16 protein-coding genes are annotated in these 15,846 nt (G+C 69.3%); 8 read left to right on the top strand and 8 right to left on the bottom strand.

What is annotated here, in order from left to right; translation table 11 throughout:
- Nucleotides 1-34 precede the first annotated feature (34 nt).
- Nucleotides 35-490, bottom strand: coding sequence for a hypothetical protein (locus tag FFS49_RS20870; protein ID WP_039353406.1), 456 nt, complete (start codon nt 488-490; stop codon nt 35-37).
- A gap of 304 nt (nt 491-794) precedes the next feature.
- On the opposite strand from FFS49_RS20870, the gene FFS49_RS20865 reads away from it, so the two are divergent.
- Complete coding sequence (locus tag FFS49_RS20865; protein ID WP_039353410.1) at nt 795-2,198, top strand: MBL fold metallo-hydrolase; 1,404 nt, start codon at nt 795-797, stop codon at nt 2,196-2,198.
- A gap of 71 nt (nt 2,199-2,269) precedes the next feature.
- Here the strand turns inward: FFS49_RS20865 and FFS49_RS20860 are convergent, their stop codons facing one another.
- Genes FFS49_RS20860 through FFS49_RS20840 form a run of 5 tightly spaced genes read right to left on the bottom strand, consistent with a single transcriptional unit; the run spans nt 2,270 to nt 7,433 of the window.
- On the bottom strand, nt 2,270-3,310 hold the full coding sequence (locus tag FFS49_RS20860; protein WP_105815660.1) for a zinc-dependent alcohol dehydrogenase family protein: 1,041 nt from the start codon (nt 3,308-3,310) through the stop codon (nt 2,270-2,272).
- 50 nt (nt 3,311-3,360) lie between these two features.
- A complete protein-coding gene (locus FFS49_RS20855) occupies nt 3,361-4,353 on the bottom strand; it encodes a bifunctional enoyl-CoA hydratase/phosphate acetyltransferase (RefSeq protein WP_039353414.1) in 993 nt (330 codons plus the stop codon).
- Nucleotides 4,350-6,164, bottom strand: coding sequence for an alpha/beta fold hydrolase (locus FFS49_RS20850; protein ID WP_105815659.1), 1,815 nt, complete (start codon nt 6,162-6,164; stop codon nt 4,350-4,352). Before FFS49_RS20850 ends, FFS49_RS20855 begins: the two co-directional genes overlap by 4 nt.
- Nucleotides 6,161-6,907: a beta-ketoacyl-ACP reductase gene (locus FFS49_RS20845; protein WP_089487383.1), complete on the bottom strand. Its 747-nt coding sequence runs from the start codon at nt 6,905-6,907 to the stop codon at nt 6,161-6,163. Before FFS49_RS20845 ends, FFS49_RS20850 begins: the two co-directional genes overlap by 4 nt.
- A complete protein-coding gene (locus FFS49_RS20840) occupies nt 6,897-7,433 on the bottom strand; it encodes a hypothetical protein (protein ID WP_039353418.1) in 537 nt (178 codons plus the stop codon). Before FFS49_RS20840 ends, FFS49_RS20845 begins: the two co-directional genes overlap by 11 nt.
- A gap of 153 nt (nt 7,434-7,586) precedes the next feature.
- On the opposite strand from FFS49_RS20840, the gene FFS49_RS20835 reads away from it, so the two are divergent.
- From FFS49_RS20835 to FFS49_RS20820, 4 genes are all read left to right on the top strand, one after another.
- The gene (locus FFS49_RS20835) at nt 7,587-8,426 is read left to right on the top strand and encodes a universal stress protein (protein WP_104012781.1); all 840 of its coding nucleotides are present in this window, start codon (nt 7,587-7,589) and stop codon (nt 8,424-8,426) included.
- Nucleotides 8,427-8,434: 8 nt separating this feature from the next.
- Nucleotides 8,435-9,634, top strand: coding sequence for an acetate/propionate family kinase (locus tag FFS49_RS20830; RefSeq protein ID WP_105815658.1), 1,200 nt, complete (start codon nt 8,435-8,437; stop codon nt 9,632-9,634).
- A 69-nt stretch (nt 9,635-9,703) separates the two neighbouring features.
- Entirely contained in the window at nt 9,704-10,207 is a 504-nt protein-coding gene (locus FFS49_RS20825) for a universal stress protein (RefSeq protein WP_105815657.1), read from the top strand.
- On the top strand, nt 10,204-11,037 hold the full coding sequence (locus tag FFS49_RS20820; RefSeq protein ID WP_105815656.1) for a universal stress protein: 834 nt from the start codon (nt 10,204-10,206) through the stop codon (nt 11,035-11,037). The genes FFS49_RS20825 and FFS49_RS20820 overlap by 4 nt, the downstream gene beginning before the upstream one ends.
- A 48-nt stretch (nt 11,038-11,085) precedes the next feature.
- On the opposite strand, the gene FFS49_RS20815 is transcribed toward FFS49_RS20820, so the two are convergent.
- On the bottom strand, nt 11,086-11,556 hold the full coding sequence (locus FFS49_RS20815; protein WP_039353428.1) for a universal stress protein: 471 nt from the start codon (nt 11,554-11,556) through the stop codon (nt 11,086-11,088).
- A 323-nt stretch (nt 11,557-11,879) separates the two neighbouring features.
- On the opposite strand from FFS49_RS20815, the gene FFS49_RS20810 reads away from it, so the two are divergent.
- Together FFS49_RS20810 and fnr are read left to right on the top strand one after the other, a co-directional pair.
- Nucleotides 11,880-12,527: a response regulator transcription factor gene (locus FFS49_RS20810; RefSeq protein ID WP_039353431.1), complete on the top strand. Its 648-nt coding sequence runs from the start codon at nt 11,880-11,882 to the stop codon at nt 12,525-12,527.
- A 336-nt stretch (nt 12,528-12,863) separates the two neighbouring features.
- Nucleotides 12,864-13,637, top strand: a complete 774-nt coding sequence (gene fnr, locus FFS49_RS20805; RefSeq protein ID WP_039353434.1) for a fumarate/nitrate reduction transcriptional regulator Fnr — start codon at nt 12,864-12,866, stop codon at nt 13,635-13,637.
- A gap of 25 nt (nt 13,638-13,662) precedes the next feature.
- On the opposite strand, the gene FFS49_RS20800 is transcribed toward fnr, so the two are convergent.
- A complete protein-coding gene (locus FFS49_RS20800; protein WP_039353437.1) occupies nt 13,663-14,652 on the bottom strand; it encodes a zinc-dependent alcohol dehydrogenase family protein in 990 nt (329 codons plus the stop codon).
- Nucleotides 14,653-14,827: 175 nt separating this feature from the next.
- Here FFS49_RS20800 and FFS49_RS20795 point away from each other — a divergent pair, with 175 nt between their 5' ends.
- Nucleotides 14,828-15,829 (top strand): nitroreductase family protein, encoded by a 1,002-nt coding sequence (locus tag FFS49_RS20795; protein WP_039353440.1) that lies wholly within the window; start codon nt 14,828-14,830, stop codon nt 15,827-15,829.
- Nucleotides 15,830-15,846 lie beyond the last annotated feature (17 nt).

The raw sequence follows: 15,846 nt of genomic DNA, 5'->3' as shown, positions 1-15,846 counted from the left end.
AACGAGGCGGTGCGTGCGACCGGCGTTCAGCCCGTTAGCCCGTCTGCGTATGCGCCACGACGTCGGGCCGCTGCCACGGCGGCAGTTCGGCCCAGCCGAGCGGGCCGTAGACGGTGCCGCCGGCAGCCTCGATCGTCTCGACGAATTCGGCGAGCGTCGCCCCGGCCGGCACGGCCAGTTTCATCGCGTCGACGAACGCCTCGCTGCGCAGCCACGGCACCGCGCCGCCGTTGATCTGCTCGACGCTCCAGTCACCCCCGTGCCGGCCCGCTTCGGGCGGCAGCAAGCGCGGCGCGTCGAACGCCACGCGCAGCAGTTGCGCGCGCGAATCGCTGTAAGGCGGTTGTGCGATGTCCTGGTAGGGCACGTCGGCCCAGCTCTGGCCGCATTGCTGATCGAGCGGCAGGCAGGTGAACCACGCCCAGGGTGCGCGCACGAAGCACAGCCGGTAGCCGGTCCGCGCGCCGTCCAGGTTGGCGATCAGCGTCATGATGGGTTCGTCCCGATAGTGTCGTGATCTCGTTGCGCCATGCGTACTCACCGCAGGCGGCCTGCGCGGAGGGCGGGATCACGACATCGCCGGCGCGCATGCGATCACTATCGTGCCGCCGTCCGGCCCGCGCGTTGATTGACGTCAAACCGAAGCCGCCGCGGCCGGACGACGAACCTCGCCCGAGCGGGGCACGGATACGGATACAGATACGGATACGGCAATCCCTGATTTCCATCAATCGCTTCGCGCGCATCCGCGCTGTAATCGATTCACTGCTCCGTCCACTCCCGTGAGGCGATCCATGAAACTGACTTTTCTCGGTGCGACTGAAACCGTGACCGGCTCGAAATACCTGGTCGAGCACGGCAACCGGCGCGTGCTGGTCGACTGCGGCCTGTTCCAGGGCACCAAGAACCTGCGGCTGCGCAACTGGAGCCCGTTGCCGGTCGCGCCCGACACGCTCGACGCGGTCGTGCTCACGCACGCGCATATCGACCACACCGGCTATCTTCCGGTGCTGGCGCGCGAGGGGTTCCGCGGGCCGGTGTATTGCACGGCGGCCACCGCCGAACTCTGCGACATCATGCTGCGCGACAGCGCGCGGCTGCAGGAGGAAGAAGCCGATTTCGCGAACCGCCACGGCTATTCGAAGCATCATCCGGCACAACCGCTCTACACGCTGGACGATGCGCAGCGCGCGCTGCACCTGCTGAAGCCCGTCGCGTTCGACGAATGCACGGCGCTCGGCGGCGGGCTGGCGTTCCGCCTGCTGCCGGCCGGCCACATTCTCGGCGCGGCGAGCGTCGTGATGCACTGGGATCACAAGGTGCTGGCCTTCTCGGGCGACCTCGGCCGCTATCACGACCCGATCATGCAGCCGCCGCTGGCGCCCGCGCATGCGGACTACCTGGTCGTCGAATCGACGTACGGCGACCGGCTGCATCCGGAATCGGACCCCGAGAACGAACTCGCCGCGCTGTTCGACAAGACCTTCGCGCGCGGCGGCGTTGTCGTGATGCCGTGCTTCACCGTCGGCCGCGCGCAGGAGATCCTGCACTACATCGCGCGCCTGAAGGCGTCCGGCCGGATGGCGCGCGTGCCGGTATTCGTCGACAGCCCGATGGCCACCGACGTGACCGAGATCTATCGTCACCATATCCTCGAACACCGGCTGACGCCTTCCGAAGCGAACGCGCTCGGCCATGCGGCCACGATGATCCGTTCGGTCGAGCAGTCGAAGGCGATTGCCGACCATCAGGGCCCGATGGTCATCATCGCCGGCAGCGGAATGGCGACGGGCGGCCGCGTGCTGCATCACCTGAGCCGCTACGCGCCCGATGCGCGCAACACGATCGCGCTGGTCGGCTACCAGGCGGCCGGCACGCGCGGCGCGGCGCTGGCCGCGCACGAGCCGACACTGAAGATCCACGGCGAGTACGTGCGCGTGCGCGCGCAGGTCGAGTCGATCACGACGCTCTCCGCGCATGCCGACTACGAGGAGATCCTCCGCTGGCTTGGCACGATGCAGCGCGCGCCCGTGCGGACCTTCGTCACGCATGGCGAGCCGGCCGCGGCCGATGCGATGCGGCGGCGCATCGCGGAGCGGCTGCACTGGCCGTGCGAGGTGCCGGTGTATGCGCAGTGCGTCGATCTCGATGCGGTCGAATCCGGCGACACGCGCGAGCCGGCCGCGCTTTCCTCCTGACGGCGTGACCCGCCGTGCGGTGGCGGGAACCGGGTGTCGCCTGCCGGTTCCCGCCGCGCGCGACCCGGCCATCAACCGACTTCGATGATGACCTTCAGCGCATGGGTTTGCGCGGCGCGGCCGAACGTGTCGTACGCGCGCTCGACGTCGTCGAGCGAGAACCGGTGCGTGATCAGGTGTTTCGGATCGAGGCGCCCGGCGCGCACGGTCTTCAGCAGCATCGGCGTGCTGACCGTGTCGACCAGCCGGGTCGTGATCGAGATGTTGCGATCCCACAGCTTCTCGAGGTGCAGGTCGGCCTTGACCCCGTGCACGCCGACGTTCGCGACCACGCCGCCCGGCGCCACCACTGACGTGCACATCTCGAACGTCGCCGGAATCCCGACCGCCTCGATCGCGCAATCGACGCCGACGCCGTCGGTCAGCTTCATCACTTCCGCCACCGGGTCGCCGGCGCGGCCGTCGATGCAGTCGGTCGCGCCGAAGCGCTGCGCCACGTCCAGCCGGTTGCTGTCCGGATCGATCATGATGATCCGCGCGGGCGAGTAGAACTGCGCGGTCAGCAGCGCCGCCAGCCCGATCGGGCCCGCGCCGACGATCGCCACCGAGCAGCCCGGCTGCACCTTGCCGTTCAGCACGCCGCATTCGAACCCGGTCGGCAGGATGTCCGACAGCATCACGAGCGCCTCCTCGTCCGCGCCCGGCGGAATCCGGTAGAGGCTCGTCTGCGCATGCGGGATGCGCACGTACTCGGCCTGCGTGCCGTCGATCCGGTTGCCGAGGATCCAGCCGCCGGTCGTGCAATGCGAATAGAGGCCCCGCCGGCAATATTCGCAGCGGCCGCACGACGAAATGCAGGAAATCAGCACATGATCGCCCGGCTTCAGCGCATCGACGGCGGCGCCGACCTGCTCGACGATCCCGACCCCTTCGTGGCCGAGAATGCGGCCGGGTTCGCAAGTCGGTACGTCGCCCTTGAGGATGTGCAGATCGGTACCGCAGATCGTCGTGCGCGTCACGCGCACGAGCGCGTCGGTGGGCGACTGCAGCTCCGGCATCGGCCGCTCCTCGAGCGCCTTGCGCCCGGGCCCGTGGTAGACGAGTGCTTTCATCGGGGTTCCTCCATCGAAAGAAAGGGTTGCAGGTACGTTCATCGGGTTCATCAGGACTGCGGCGCATGCCGCGCCTGCGCCAGCACCATCGCGAGTGCGCAGGACGCGACCCGGACGGCCGCGCCGTCGGCGCGGCTCGTCAGCACGATCGGCACGCGCGCGCCCACGACGATGCCCGCGCTGACGGCGCCGCCCAGGTATTCGAGCTGCTTCGCGAGCAGGTTGCCCGCTTCGATATCGGGCACGACCAGGATGTCGGCGCAGCCGGCAACCGGCGAATCGATCCCCTTGTCGTGCGCCGCCCGCAGCGAGATCGCGTTGTCGAACGCGAGCGGGCCGTCGACGATCGCGCCCGTGAGCTGGCCGCGCTCGGCCATCTTCGCGAGCGCCGCCGCGTCGAGCGTCGAGCGCATCGCCGGATTGACGGTCTCGACCGCGCACAGCACGGCCACGCGCGGGCACGCCACGCCCAGCGCATGCGCGACGTCGATCGCGTTCTGCGTGATGGCCGCCTTCTGCGCGAGGTCCGGCGCGATGTTCACCGCCGCGTCGGTCAGGATGAACGGACGCGGATACGCCGGCGTCTCGATCAGGAAACAGTGGGACATGCGCTTGTCGGTGCGCAGCCCCGATTCGGCGGCGACGACCGCGCCCATCAGCTCGTCCGTATGCAGGCTGCCCTTCATCAGCGCGCCGGCACGGCCGGCCGCCGCGAGTTCGACCGCGCGGGCCGCCGCTGCGTGGCTGTGCGGCACGTCCTCGATCGTCCACGGCGACAGATCGACGCCCGCGTCGTGCGCGACACGCAGCACCTTGTCGCGCGGCGCGACGATCAGCGGCTCGATCGCGGCCGCCAGCGGCGACTCGCGGAGTTCGGCCAGCGCGACGAGACTGGTTGCATCGCACGGATGCACGACGGCCACGACGAGCGGCGCTGCGTTGCGTGCCCGCGCGATCAGCCCGGGCCATGCGCCGTCCGCGCGCGGCAGCAGGCCGGGCAGGCACGCGCCGCCGCACGGATCCGGATGCCGATACCCGTTCATGTCTCGAGCACGTAGGCACCCGGCGCCGCCGCGAGCCCGGCGGCCGGCGTGCGGGCCGGCACGTCACCCGACGAGCGCACGCGCAGCCAGTCGCGCCAGCAGGTCCACCACGATCCGTCGACCGCGGGCGTCTCGCGCATGAAGTCGCGCGGGCTGCGGTAAGGCGCGCCGGGTTCGCGGGTCGCGCAGCGGTAGTGGCGGCCCGGATGACCGGGTTCCGACACGATGCCCGCGTTGTGGCCGCCCGCCGTCAGCACGAAGGTCAATGCGTGGTGCGTCAGCAGATGAAGCTTGTAGACCGAGCGCCACGGCGACACGTGATCGCGCTCGGTGCCGACCACGAACGTCGGCACGTCGAGATCCGACAGCGCGACCGGCCGCCCGTCGACACAGTAGCGGCCGGCCGCGAGATCGTTGTCGAGGAACAGCCGGGTCAGGTATTCCGAATGCATCCGGTACGGCATGCGCGTGGTGTCCGCATTCCACGACATCAGGTCGTTGGGCTTCGTGCGCCTGCCGAGCAGGTATTCGCTCATCATCCGCGACCAGATCAGGTCGCGCGCGTTCAGCAGTTCGAACGCGGCGGACATCTGCGCGCCGTCCAGGTAGCCCTGCCGCCACATCAGCGCGTCGAGCGCGGACAGTTCGCTCGCGTCGATGAACAGGCCGAGTTCGCCGGGTTCGCTGAAATCGGTCTCGGCCGCGAGCAACGTGACGGATCGCAGGGCTTCGTGTTGCCGCCCGTCGCGTGCGAGCGCCGCCGCGGCGATTGCCAGCAGCGTGCCGCCGAGGCAATAGCCGGCCGCGTGGACCGCCTCGCCGCAGATCGACCGGACGACGTCGAGCGCGGCCAGGCACCCGTCGCGCAGGTAATCGTCGAGCCCGAGATCGCGCGCTTGCGCGTCCGGATTGCGCCACGACACCGCAAACACGGTGTAGCCCGCATCGACGAGGAAACGGATCAGCGAATCGTGCGGCTGCAGATCGAGGATGTAGTACTTCATGATCCACGACGGCACGATCAGGATCGGCTCGCGCGCGACGCGCGGTGTCGTCGGCTCATACTGCAGCAGCTCGCACAACGCGTTGCGCCACACGACCCGGCCCGGCGTAATCGCGACGTCGCGCCCCGGCAGGTAAGCCCGCGGGTCGCGGCCACGCGTGCCGCCGGCGCGATCGAGCCACGCGTTCGCATCGTCGAGCCAGTGCCGCGCCCCCGCCGCGAGGTTCGCGCCGCCGCTGCGCATCGTCGCGTCGAGCGCGACGGGATTGGTCGCAAGAAAGTTGCCGGGCGAGCACGCGTCGAGCCATTGACGCGCGACGAAGCCGACCAGCTCCTCATGGTGCCGTTCGACACCGGGCACGCCGCGCGTCGCTTCGCGCCACCAGCGCTGGACCGACAGGAAGCCGTCGCGATACGTGCGAAACGGCCAGCCCGACCAGGCGGGCGCGGCGAAGCGCGGATCGGCGTGCCCCGCATGCACGGCCAGGCCGTCCGTGTCGGCGTCGTCCGCCGCGCCCTTCTCCGCCGCCGCGGGCGCGGCCGCGAGCCACGCCTGCGTCGCGAGTTCGAAGCACTTGCCCGGCGACACCGCCAGGTGAGCGCCCCAGTCGAGCAGGGCCAGCGCCAACGACACGGGCGACAGCCCGAAGGTCATCGCGGCGACGTTGGCATGCGCGGCGCGGTTCCATTGTTCGGCGGGGGTCGCCTCGGCGGCGGTGCATTCGGACCGGTCCGGCTCCTGCTCGTCCCGATCCGGCGATTGCCTCGATTCGCGCGGGAGCGGCACACGGATGACGGATGCTTTCATCGCATGTACATGCCGCCGTTGACGTCGAATTCCGCACCGGTCGCGAACGCCCCCGCATCGGAACACAGGAACGCGACGAGCGCGGCGATTTCGTCGGGGTCACCGAGGCGGCCGGCCGGAATCTGCGGCAGGATCTTCGTGTCGAGCACTTCCTTCGGTACCGACTCGAGCATCGCGGTGGCCAGGTAGCCCGGGGCCACCGTGTTGACCGTGATGCCGTGCCGCGCGAGTTCGAGCGCCAGCGATTTCGTGAAACCGTGGATGCCGGCTTTCGCGGCCGCGTAGTTCGCCTGCCCGTACGCGCCGCGCTCCCCGTTCACCGACCCGATGTTGACGATCCGGCCGAAGCCGGCATCGATCATTCCGGGCACGAACGGCTTCGTCATGTTGAACAGGCCGTCGAGATTGGTGCGCAGCACCGCGTCCCACATGCTCTTGGTCATCTTCACGAAGGTGGCATCGTGCGTGATGCCCGCGTTGTTGACGAGCACGTCGACGCGCCCGAACTCGGCCAGCACGCGCGCCGCGCAGTGCTGGCACGAGTCGTAGTCGGCCACGTCGACCTCGTACGCATGAAACGTGCGGCCCGCCTCGCGTTCCTGCGTGAGCCACGTCGCGACGTGGTCGTTGCGTTCGGTGTGCGACACCGCCACCGTCATGCCGGCCTCGTGCAGGCGGCGGCTGATCGCGGCACCGAGGCCGCCCATCCCGCCGGTGACGAAAGCGATGCGCTCAGCGGACATGATCGTGCTCCTGCGCCGCATGGCGGCCATCGAGACGCCGGACGTCCGCGGCCCCGCCGCCCGCGTCGACGGTTTCCGTGATGCCGAGCTCGAACGCGGCCATCCAGTCGCGCCACGGCATGCTCGCCTCGTTGACCACGGCCAGCCGCCCGAGATCGGGCCACCAGTCGGTCTGGTAGCGCGACAGCGCGCCGGTGCCGTAATCGCGCAGCCACGTGCGCCACGCACTCGCGCTCTCGAACTGCCCGCGCATCCACAGCTCGGTGGCGTCCTGCCAGATCGCGACGGTCGCGATCGTGTAGTCGCGCATCACCTGCCGGGCCGCCTCGCCGAACGCCGTCCACTCGTTCGTCGTTGCCAGCGCCTGCTGCAGGCCGCGCACCGCGTCGCGGTCCCGCTCGATGCGCCGCCCTGCCAGCGCGTGCCATTCGTGCTGCCAGTCGCGCGTCAGCACGGCCATGCGCAACGCGAGATCGCAACCCGCGCGGCAAGCGTCGTTCGGTGTGGTCAAAGCCTGGGGGCTCATCGTCTTCCCTCCTTCGATCCGGTCGGTGAATGGGCGTCCACTTCACTGTGCGACCGTGGCGCATGGCACCCGTTGATCTGAGTCAAGCACGCGGAAACCCTGCTTCGTAGACTGGATTGCACAGGCGGATCACCCGTCGATGGAGCGATTCCGATGAGCTACAAAAGCCTAGTCGTGCACCTCGATACGAGCACCCGCGCGCATTCGCGTCTCGAGCTGGCGTTGCGTCTTGCCCGGCGCTTCGGTGCGCATCTCACCGGGCTGTACGCGGTCTACACGCCGGAGCCGCATTCGTTCTACGTGATGGCCGGCTCCGCAGACTATTTCCGCGCGCACCGCGAGCAACGCGACGAGCGGCTCGGCGCACTGGAGCGCCTGTTCCATGCGGAAACCGCGCGGGCGAAAGTGCCGGCCACCTGGGTTCGCGCGGACGAGCGCGCGAATGTGGCCGTGCCGCGTGCCGCTCGTCTTGCCGACCTCGTGATTGCGGGCCAGAGCGACCCGAACGATCCCGAAACCTACATCGACGACCAGTTTCCGGAGAACCTCGTGTTGTCCGCCGGCCGCCCGGTGCTGTTCTGGCCATACACCGGGGAATTCCCGTCGATCGGCGAACGGGTGTTCGTCGCGTGGGACGGCAGCCGCGAAGCCGCCCGCGCCGCGCACGACGCGCTCCCGTTCCTCGAGCATGCGAAGCGCACGACGGTCGCCGCCGTGGTCGACGGCGATTCGGAAGCGGCGACGACGCGCATTCCGGCCGCCGATGCCGCGTTGATGCTCGCGCGCCATGCGCGCGACGTGAACGTGCTCGACATCGACACCGGTACCGGCGCGTCGGTCGGCGACACGCTGCTGTCGCGCGCTTATGAAACGGGTTCCGACCTGCTGGTCATGGGCGCCTACGGGCATCCGCGCTGGCATGAACTGATCATGGGGGGCGCCACGCGCACGGTGCTCGCGTCGATGACGCTCCCGGTGCTGATGTCGCACTGAACCGATCGATGCGTACGCTCGCGCTGCTCGTCGTCAATGCCGGTTCGTCGAGCGTGAAGTTCGCGGTCTTCGCGTATCCGCCGCACGGGGATCCCGCGCGGCGGCCGCTGCACGAGGGTGAAGCGGTCGAAACCGGCAACGGCGTGTCGCTCCGCTTCGACGCCGCCCCGGGCGGCACGCTGCCGCTGCGCACGGGCGATCCATACCGTGCGGTGCTCGCGCAGGTCGCGATGTGGATCCGCGTGCAACTGCCGCACATCGCGCTGGGCGCCATTGCACACCGTGTCGTGCATGGCGGTGCCCGGTACGTCGACCCGGTCGTCGTCGACGACGCGGTGCTCGACGCGCTTCGCACGCTGACGCCGCTCGCGCCGTTGCATCAACCGCACAGCCTCGATGCGATCGACGCGCTGCGCGACGCGTTTCCCGACGTGCCGCAGGTCGCCGTGTTCGATACCGCGTTTCATCGCACACTGCCGCGCGCCGAGCAATTGCTGCCGCTGCCGCATGCGTGGTTCGACCAGGGCGTGCGCCGCTACGGGTTCCACGGTCTGTCGTACGAATACCTGGCCGCCGCGCTCGACGAGCGGTTCGGCGCGCGTGCGCACGGCCGCGTGATCGCCGCCCATCTCGGCAGCGGCGCCAGCCTGTGCGCGATGCGCGACTGCCGCAGCGTCGCGACGACGATGGGCTTCTCGGCGCTCGACGGGCTGATGATGAGCACGCGCTGCGGCACCCTCGATCCCGGCGTGGTGCTGCACCTGCTCGAGGCCGGCAAGCTGTCCACCGCCGCATTGGGCCACATGCTCTATCACGAGTCGGGCCTCAAGGGCGTGTCGGGCGCTTCCGGCGATCCGCGTGTGCTGCTGGCGTGCGAAGCCGCCGGCGATGCATTCGCCCGCGATGCACTGACGCTCTACGTCCACCGCATCGTGCGCGAAGCCGGTGCGCTCGTCGCGCTGCTCGGCGGCCTCGACATGCTGGTCTTCACGGCCGGCATCGGCGAGCACTCGGCCGTGTTGCGCGAGCGGATCTGCGCGGCGCTCGGCTGGCTCGGCATCGACATCGACGTGGGCGCGAACGCGGACCATGCGCCGGTCGTGTCGTCCGCGTCGAGCGCGGTCACCGTTGTCGTCGAGCCGACCAACGAAGCGTGGATCGCCGCGCGCGCCGCGCTCGGGGTGCTGCGCGCCAACCGCGACGCTTGATCCAGATCAGCGCGACCGGCGCGCGCGCGCCGATGATGATCTCATCCACATCCGTTCAAGGGAACTGCCATGTACTCGAACATTCTGGTTGCACTCGACGGCAGCGACACGTCGTCCCGTGCACTCGACGCCGCGCTGGCCATCGCGTCGGAGACGGGTGCGCGGCTGACTCCCGTCTACGTCGTCGATTTCCTCGTGCCGGCCTACGACATGTACGGCTACGATCCGTCGATCCTGGTCGACGCCTTTCGTGAAGAAGGGCTGCGCGTCACCGATGACGCGGCACGACGCCTGAAGGCGCGCGACGTCGCCGGCACGCCGCAGATCTCCAACGTCGCGCCGGCGGGCGAAGACATCCCGCACCGGATCGTCGGTCTTGCCAAAGAAATCGAGGCCGACCTGATCATCATGGGCACGCACGGCCGGCGCGGCGTTCAGCGCCTCTTCCTCGGCAGCGTGGCCGAGCGCGTGCTGCGCCTGGCCACGTGCCCGGTGCTGATGATTCCGGCGGCCTGCCCGTCCGGAAAACCTGCCGAGACCGCCGCCGCATCCACCGAAAAGGAGCCGTCATGAGCTACAAGACCCTGCTCGTTCATCTCGACGACAGCAAGCGCTGCGCGACCCGCGTCGACCTCGCACTCGAACTCGCGGCGCGCTGGAATGCGCATCTGATCGGCCTCTACGTGGTCTGCCAGGATCTCTTCGAGCCGCTGCGGCGGCCCGACGAACCGCTGAAACTGGCCGTGTACGAACGCCTGTGCGACCAGCGGCGCAAGGAGGCCGAGGAGAAATTCCTGATGGCCGCCGAGCGCGCGGGACGCAGCGTCGAATGGCAGGCGCCGGCCGGCGACGCGACCGCCGCCGCCATCCTGCACGCGCGCCACGCCGATCTGCTGATCCTCGGCCAGGAAGACCCGGACGATCGCCTGACCTACGTGGCGCGGCATTTCGTCGAGGATGTCGTGATGGGCAGCGGCCGTCCGGCGATCGTCGTGCCCTACGCGGGCGACGTGCGAACGATCGGCGAGAACGTGCTGATCGGCTGGGACGGCGGGCGCGAAGCCGCCCGCGTGATGGCCGATGCGCTGCCGCTGCTGGCCCGCGCGCGCTTCGTCAACGTCGAGACGGTCGTGCACGGCCAGCCCGATCCGGACAAGACGCCGGCGGGCGTCGACGTCGCCGCGTATCTCGAACGGCATGGCGTGCGCGCGTCGTTCTCGACGACGCCGCGCGACCGGTCGGTCGGCGTAGGCGCGACGCTGCTGAACCGGGTGACCGACCTGCATGCCGATCTGCTGGTGATGGGCCTGTACAGCCATGCGCGCATGCACGAACGCGTGCTGGGCGGCGCGACGCGCACCATCCTCGAGACGATGACGGTGCCGGTACTGCTGTCGCACTGACGCCGCACGCCTGACGACGGGGCAGCCGCCAACGGCTGCCCTCGTCGGTCACAGCACGGCCGCGCACGCGCCCTGCCCCTCACGCACGACCAGCACCGGCCGGTCGGCGGTGCGCACCAGCGATTCGGCGACGCTGCCGAGCACCGCACGGCGCACGCCGCGGCGCCCGTGCGTGCCCATCACGATCAGGTCCGCGTCGCATTCCGCGGCCGCTCGCGCCAGCACGGACGACACATCCTCGCCGCACGCGTCGATCGTGTGCGCGGTGCCGCGCACGCCGCACAGCCGAAACGCGGTCTCCGCATCCGCCACCGCGGTCGCGGCCTTGTCCGCATCCAGCCCCGCCGGGTCGCGCTGGTCGATATAGCCGCTGTCGACGTCCGTCAGTCGCGGCGCGTCCGATACCACGCACACGGCGACGATCAGGCCCCCCGAATCGCGAGCGAGCGCGATCGCCTCGTCGAGCGCCAGCCGCGAACTGCGGCTGCCGTCGAGTGCTGCAAAGATCCGTGCGTACATGATGCCTCCCCTGTCGTTGCCCGGTTCCGACCGGCTTGCCGAACCAGTCTGGGCCCGGCCAACGTCATCCGGTTGACGCCGGTCAAGCGCCCGCGACGGCGGCAGTACGCATCGATCCCGATTGGCGAAAGCCGGCGAACGGCGCACAATTTCGGGGCATCGACGAACCGGCCCCCATGCCGGTCCCGCCCCGACGACGATGGACATCGTCCGGTCATCGGCGTCGGCCATCATCGGACGATCGAACGCGCCGGTCCGCGGCGACGATCGACGCATGCCGCCGCGTGGGCCGCGCCACGCGATCCGGCGAGGAATGGATTGCCATGATCCGTGTACTCATAGCCGACGACCACGCCCTCGTCCGGGACGGCCTGCGGCACATCCTGCAGAGCGCAAGCGGCTTCGAGGTCGCGGGCGAAGCGCGCGACAGTGCGTCGACGATCGCGCTCGTGCGGGATACCTCCGCGAACATCCTGGTGCTCGACCTGTCGATGCCGGGCCGCAACGGCGTCGAACTCATCAAGCAGATCAGGGACGAGAAACCGGCCTTGCATATCCTCGTGCTGACGATGCATGCCGAGCAGCAATACGCGGTGCGCGCGTTCCGCGCCGGCGCGTCCGGCTACATGACCAAGGAGAGCGCGAGCGCCGAGCTGGTCGCGGCGCTGACCAAGATCGCGGCGGGCGGTGTCTACGTCAGCCTGACCATGGCCGAGCAGTTCGCGCAGAGCCTGAACGAGCCGACCGATCTGCTGCCGCACCAGCGTCTGTCCGACCGTGAATTCGACGTGTTCCGGCGCGTCACCACCGGCGAGTCGATCTCCGAAATCGCGGAAGCGCTCTGTGTCAGCGTCAAGACGGTCAGTACCTACAAGACGCGGATTCTCGAGAAGATGCAGATGCCGAACGACACGGCGCTCGTGCGCTATGCGATGCGCCACAAGCTGTTCGACGACCCGGACGAGCTGTGATGGCGGCTCCGGCGCACGACCGGTGCGCCCCCGCGTCGCCCCGGACAGAATGCCGCACCCGTGTAGGAAACCGCCTACATCGCTTCCATGTGACCTACTGCATCTTCAACGGCTGCTGATTTCCTTGACGCCGCGCAACATCCATACTCCAGATCAAGAAAAACAAGCACGCGCCTCGCGGAGCAAAGGCGGCACTCGCCGTCGGGACAGGTCTCCCGGCCCCACCGGCGCGGTTCTTCACCATGAGTGCGACAACCGTCAGGGCCGCGGGCGCTACCACCAGCGCGATCCCGCCCACGGCGGCCCGTCGCTGCCCTCAACGTACTGGAGCCGATCATGCAGAGCCATGCCGAAGTTTCGCCGACCATGCCGTTACGCCCGTTCATCCCGTTGCACCCCGTCGAACGGGCGGAGCAACCGAAGCGCGCCGCGTCCCGTTGCTCGACGTGCGCATTGCGTACCGTCTGCATGCCGGCCGACCTTTCTCCTGACGAATTCGCGCGCGTCGACGCGATGATCTGCACGACGCGGCACGTGAGGCGCGGCGAAACGCTGTTTCGCGCGGGGGATGCGTTCAACAGCATCTATGCAGTCCGAACCGGATCGTTCAAGACCATCGTGATGCATCGCGACGGCGACGAGCAGATCACCGGGTTCCAGATCGTCGGCGAATCGCTCGGGCTCGACGGCGTGCACACCGGGCACCACAACGGCGACGCGATCGCGCTCGAGGACAGCACGGTCTGCATCATTCCGTTCGGCCAGCTCGAGCAGATGTGCCGCGAAGTACGGCCGATGCAGCATCACGTGTACCAGATGATGAGCGGCGAAATCGTGCGCGAATCCGCGCTGATGCTGCTGCTCGGCACGATGACCGCCGAACAGCGCGTGGCCGCGTTCCTGCTGAACCTTTCCACGCGCTTCAAGGCGCGCGGCTACTCGGCCGCCGAATTCGTGCTGCGGATGACGCGCGACGAGATCGGCGAATATCTCGGGATGAAGCTCGAGACGGTGAGCCGCATGATGTCGAAGTTCCAGCACAAGGGGCTCGTCGCCGCGCAAGGCAAGCAGATCCGCATCGTCGATCCGGAAGGCCTCGGGCGAATCTGACCGCGCGGCGCGCGCGGCGAGCGCATCAGCCGCGCATGGCGAGTACCGCCGCCCCGGACAAACGCCCCGTGCGCAGGTCGTCGAGTGCGCGATTCGCATCGGTCAGCGCGTAGCGCACGGCCTCGACCCGCAGCGGCACCGCATCGGCGACCCGCATGAATTCGACCGCGTCCGCGCGCGTCAGGTTGGCGACCGACACGATACGGCGCTCGCCCCACAGCCACGCGTACGGAAAGCCCGGGATATCGCTCATGTGGATGCCGCCGCATACGACGATCCCGCCTTTGTCGACGGCGCGGAGCGCGGCCGGCACCAGTGCGCCCACCGGCGCGAAGATCAGCGCGGCGTCGAGCGCCTCGGGCGGCGCTTCGTCGCTGCCGCCGGCCCACGCGGCACCGAGTGAACGTGCCAGTTGCTGCGCGACGGTATCGCCGGGCTTCGTCAGCGCAAACACCTTCCGCCCCTCGGCATGCGCGACCTGCGCGACGAGATGCGCCGCCGCGCCGAAGCCGTAGATGCCGATGCGGCGCGCATCGCCCGCCATGCGCAAGGTTCGATAACCGATCAGGCCCGCGCACAGCAGCGGCGCGGCTTCGAGATCGGTGTAGCGCCGCGGCAGATGCACGCAATAGCGGTGGTCGGCGACGGTGCGCTCCGCATAGCCGCCATCGATCGTATAGCCGGTGAATCCCGGGCTGTCGCACAGATTCTCGCGGCCCGCCGTGCAATACGCGCAATGGCCGCACGTCGAGCCGAGCCACGGCACCCCGACTCGGTCGCCCACGGCGAAGCCCGTCACGCCCGCGCCGAGCGCGCGCACCGTGCCGACGATTTCGTGCCCCGGGATCAGCGGCAACTTCGGATGCGCAAGCTCGCCGTCGACGACGTGGAGATCCGTCCGGCATACGCCGCATGCGTGCACGTCGATCAGCAACTGGCCTGCCGCCGGCAGCGGTTCCGGCACGCGCGCCTCGCGCAAATGCGGTGTCGTGCCGTCAAACATCATCGCAAGCATGCTCGCCTCCCCTGCGCACGCCGGTGCGTACGCTTCACCTCTCCACGCTAGCCGCTCCGCGTCGCGAACGCATGGCCCGGTGACGGGCGCTTGATGTGGGTCAACGGCGGTCGGACGGTTGCTGACACGATGAAGTGGCGTCACGCCCGACGTGTGGCGACCAGGAGATGATCGAATGATATCCGTTCCCCCACTAGCCGCGAGCGCCCATCCCGAAGTGCATCTGAAGTCGCTGCTGGCCTACGCGGTGCTGGCCCCGTCCAGCCACAACTCGCAGCCATGGCGCTTCATCGTCGACGGCCCCACGATCGCGGTCTGCGCGGATCGTGTACGTGCATTGCCCGTCATCGATCCGTTCGATCGCGAGCTGATCATCAGCTGCGGTGCGGCCCTGCTCAACCTGCGCGTCGCGCTCGATCACGCCGGGCTCGCCCACACGATCAGCACGTTTCCGTCCGACATCGATCCCGATCTGCTCGCGATGGTCCGGGTATGCGACGACGGCTATTCCGACGCATCGCTCGGCGCGCTGTTCGATGCGATTCCGGAGCGCGTCACGACGCGCGCGCCGTTCGAATCGACGGCCGTGCCGGACGACCTTCAGCACGCGTTGATCGCGGCCGGTGTCGCGGAAGGCGCCGAGATCACCTGCGTCGACTCGATCGCGAATCGCGCACGGGTGGCCGAGCTGGTTGCGGAGGCCGACCAGCAGCAGTTCGCGGACCCGCGCTTCAGGCGCGAACTGGCGAGCTGGATCGATCCGCGCCGGCACACCGACGGCATGCCGGCGTTCGCGGCCGGCGTGCCGACGCTGCTGGATTTCGCGGCGCCCGTGGTGACGATGGCGGTACGGACCTTCGATCTCGGCAACGGGCTGGCCGCGCTGCATCACCAGCTCGTCGGCGCGTCGCCGCTGGTCGTATGCATCTCGACCGTGCGCGACGATCGCGACGCGTGGCTCGCCGCCGGACAGGCGCTGGAGCGCGTCCTGCTCGTCGCGACGCGCGCAGGCTATACCGCGTCGTACCTGAACCAGCCGATCGAGACGGCCGGGCTGCGCGCCCACCTGCGCCACATGCTCGGGCTGCACGGCGAACCGCAGTTGCTGCTGCGGGTCGGGCGCGGCCCGCAGACGCCGCACTCGCCGCGCCGCCCGCTCGACGAAGTCGTCTCGTGAGCGCGCCCCTGCGGCGT

The sequence above is a fragment of the Burkholderia sp. 4NA327C6 genome, assembly GCF_005502655.1.
GTDB lineage: Bacteria > Pseudomonadota > Gammaproteobacteria > Burkholderiales > Burkholderiaceae > Burkholderia > Burkholderia contaminans.
Note: the sequence above shows the minus strand (reverse complement) of the source record. Positions and strands in the feature narration are given on the sequence as shown.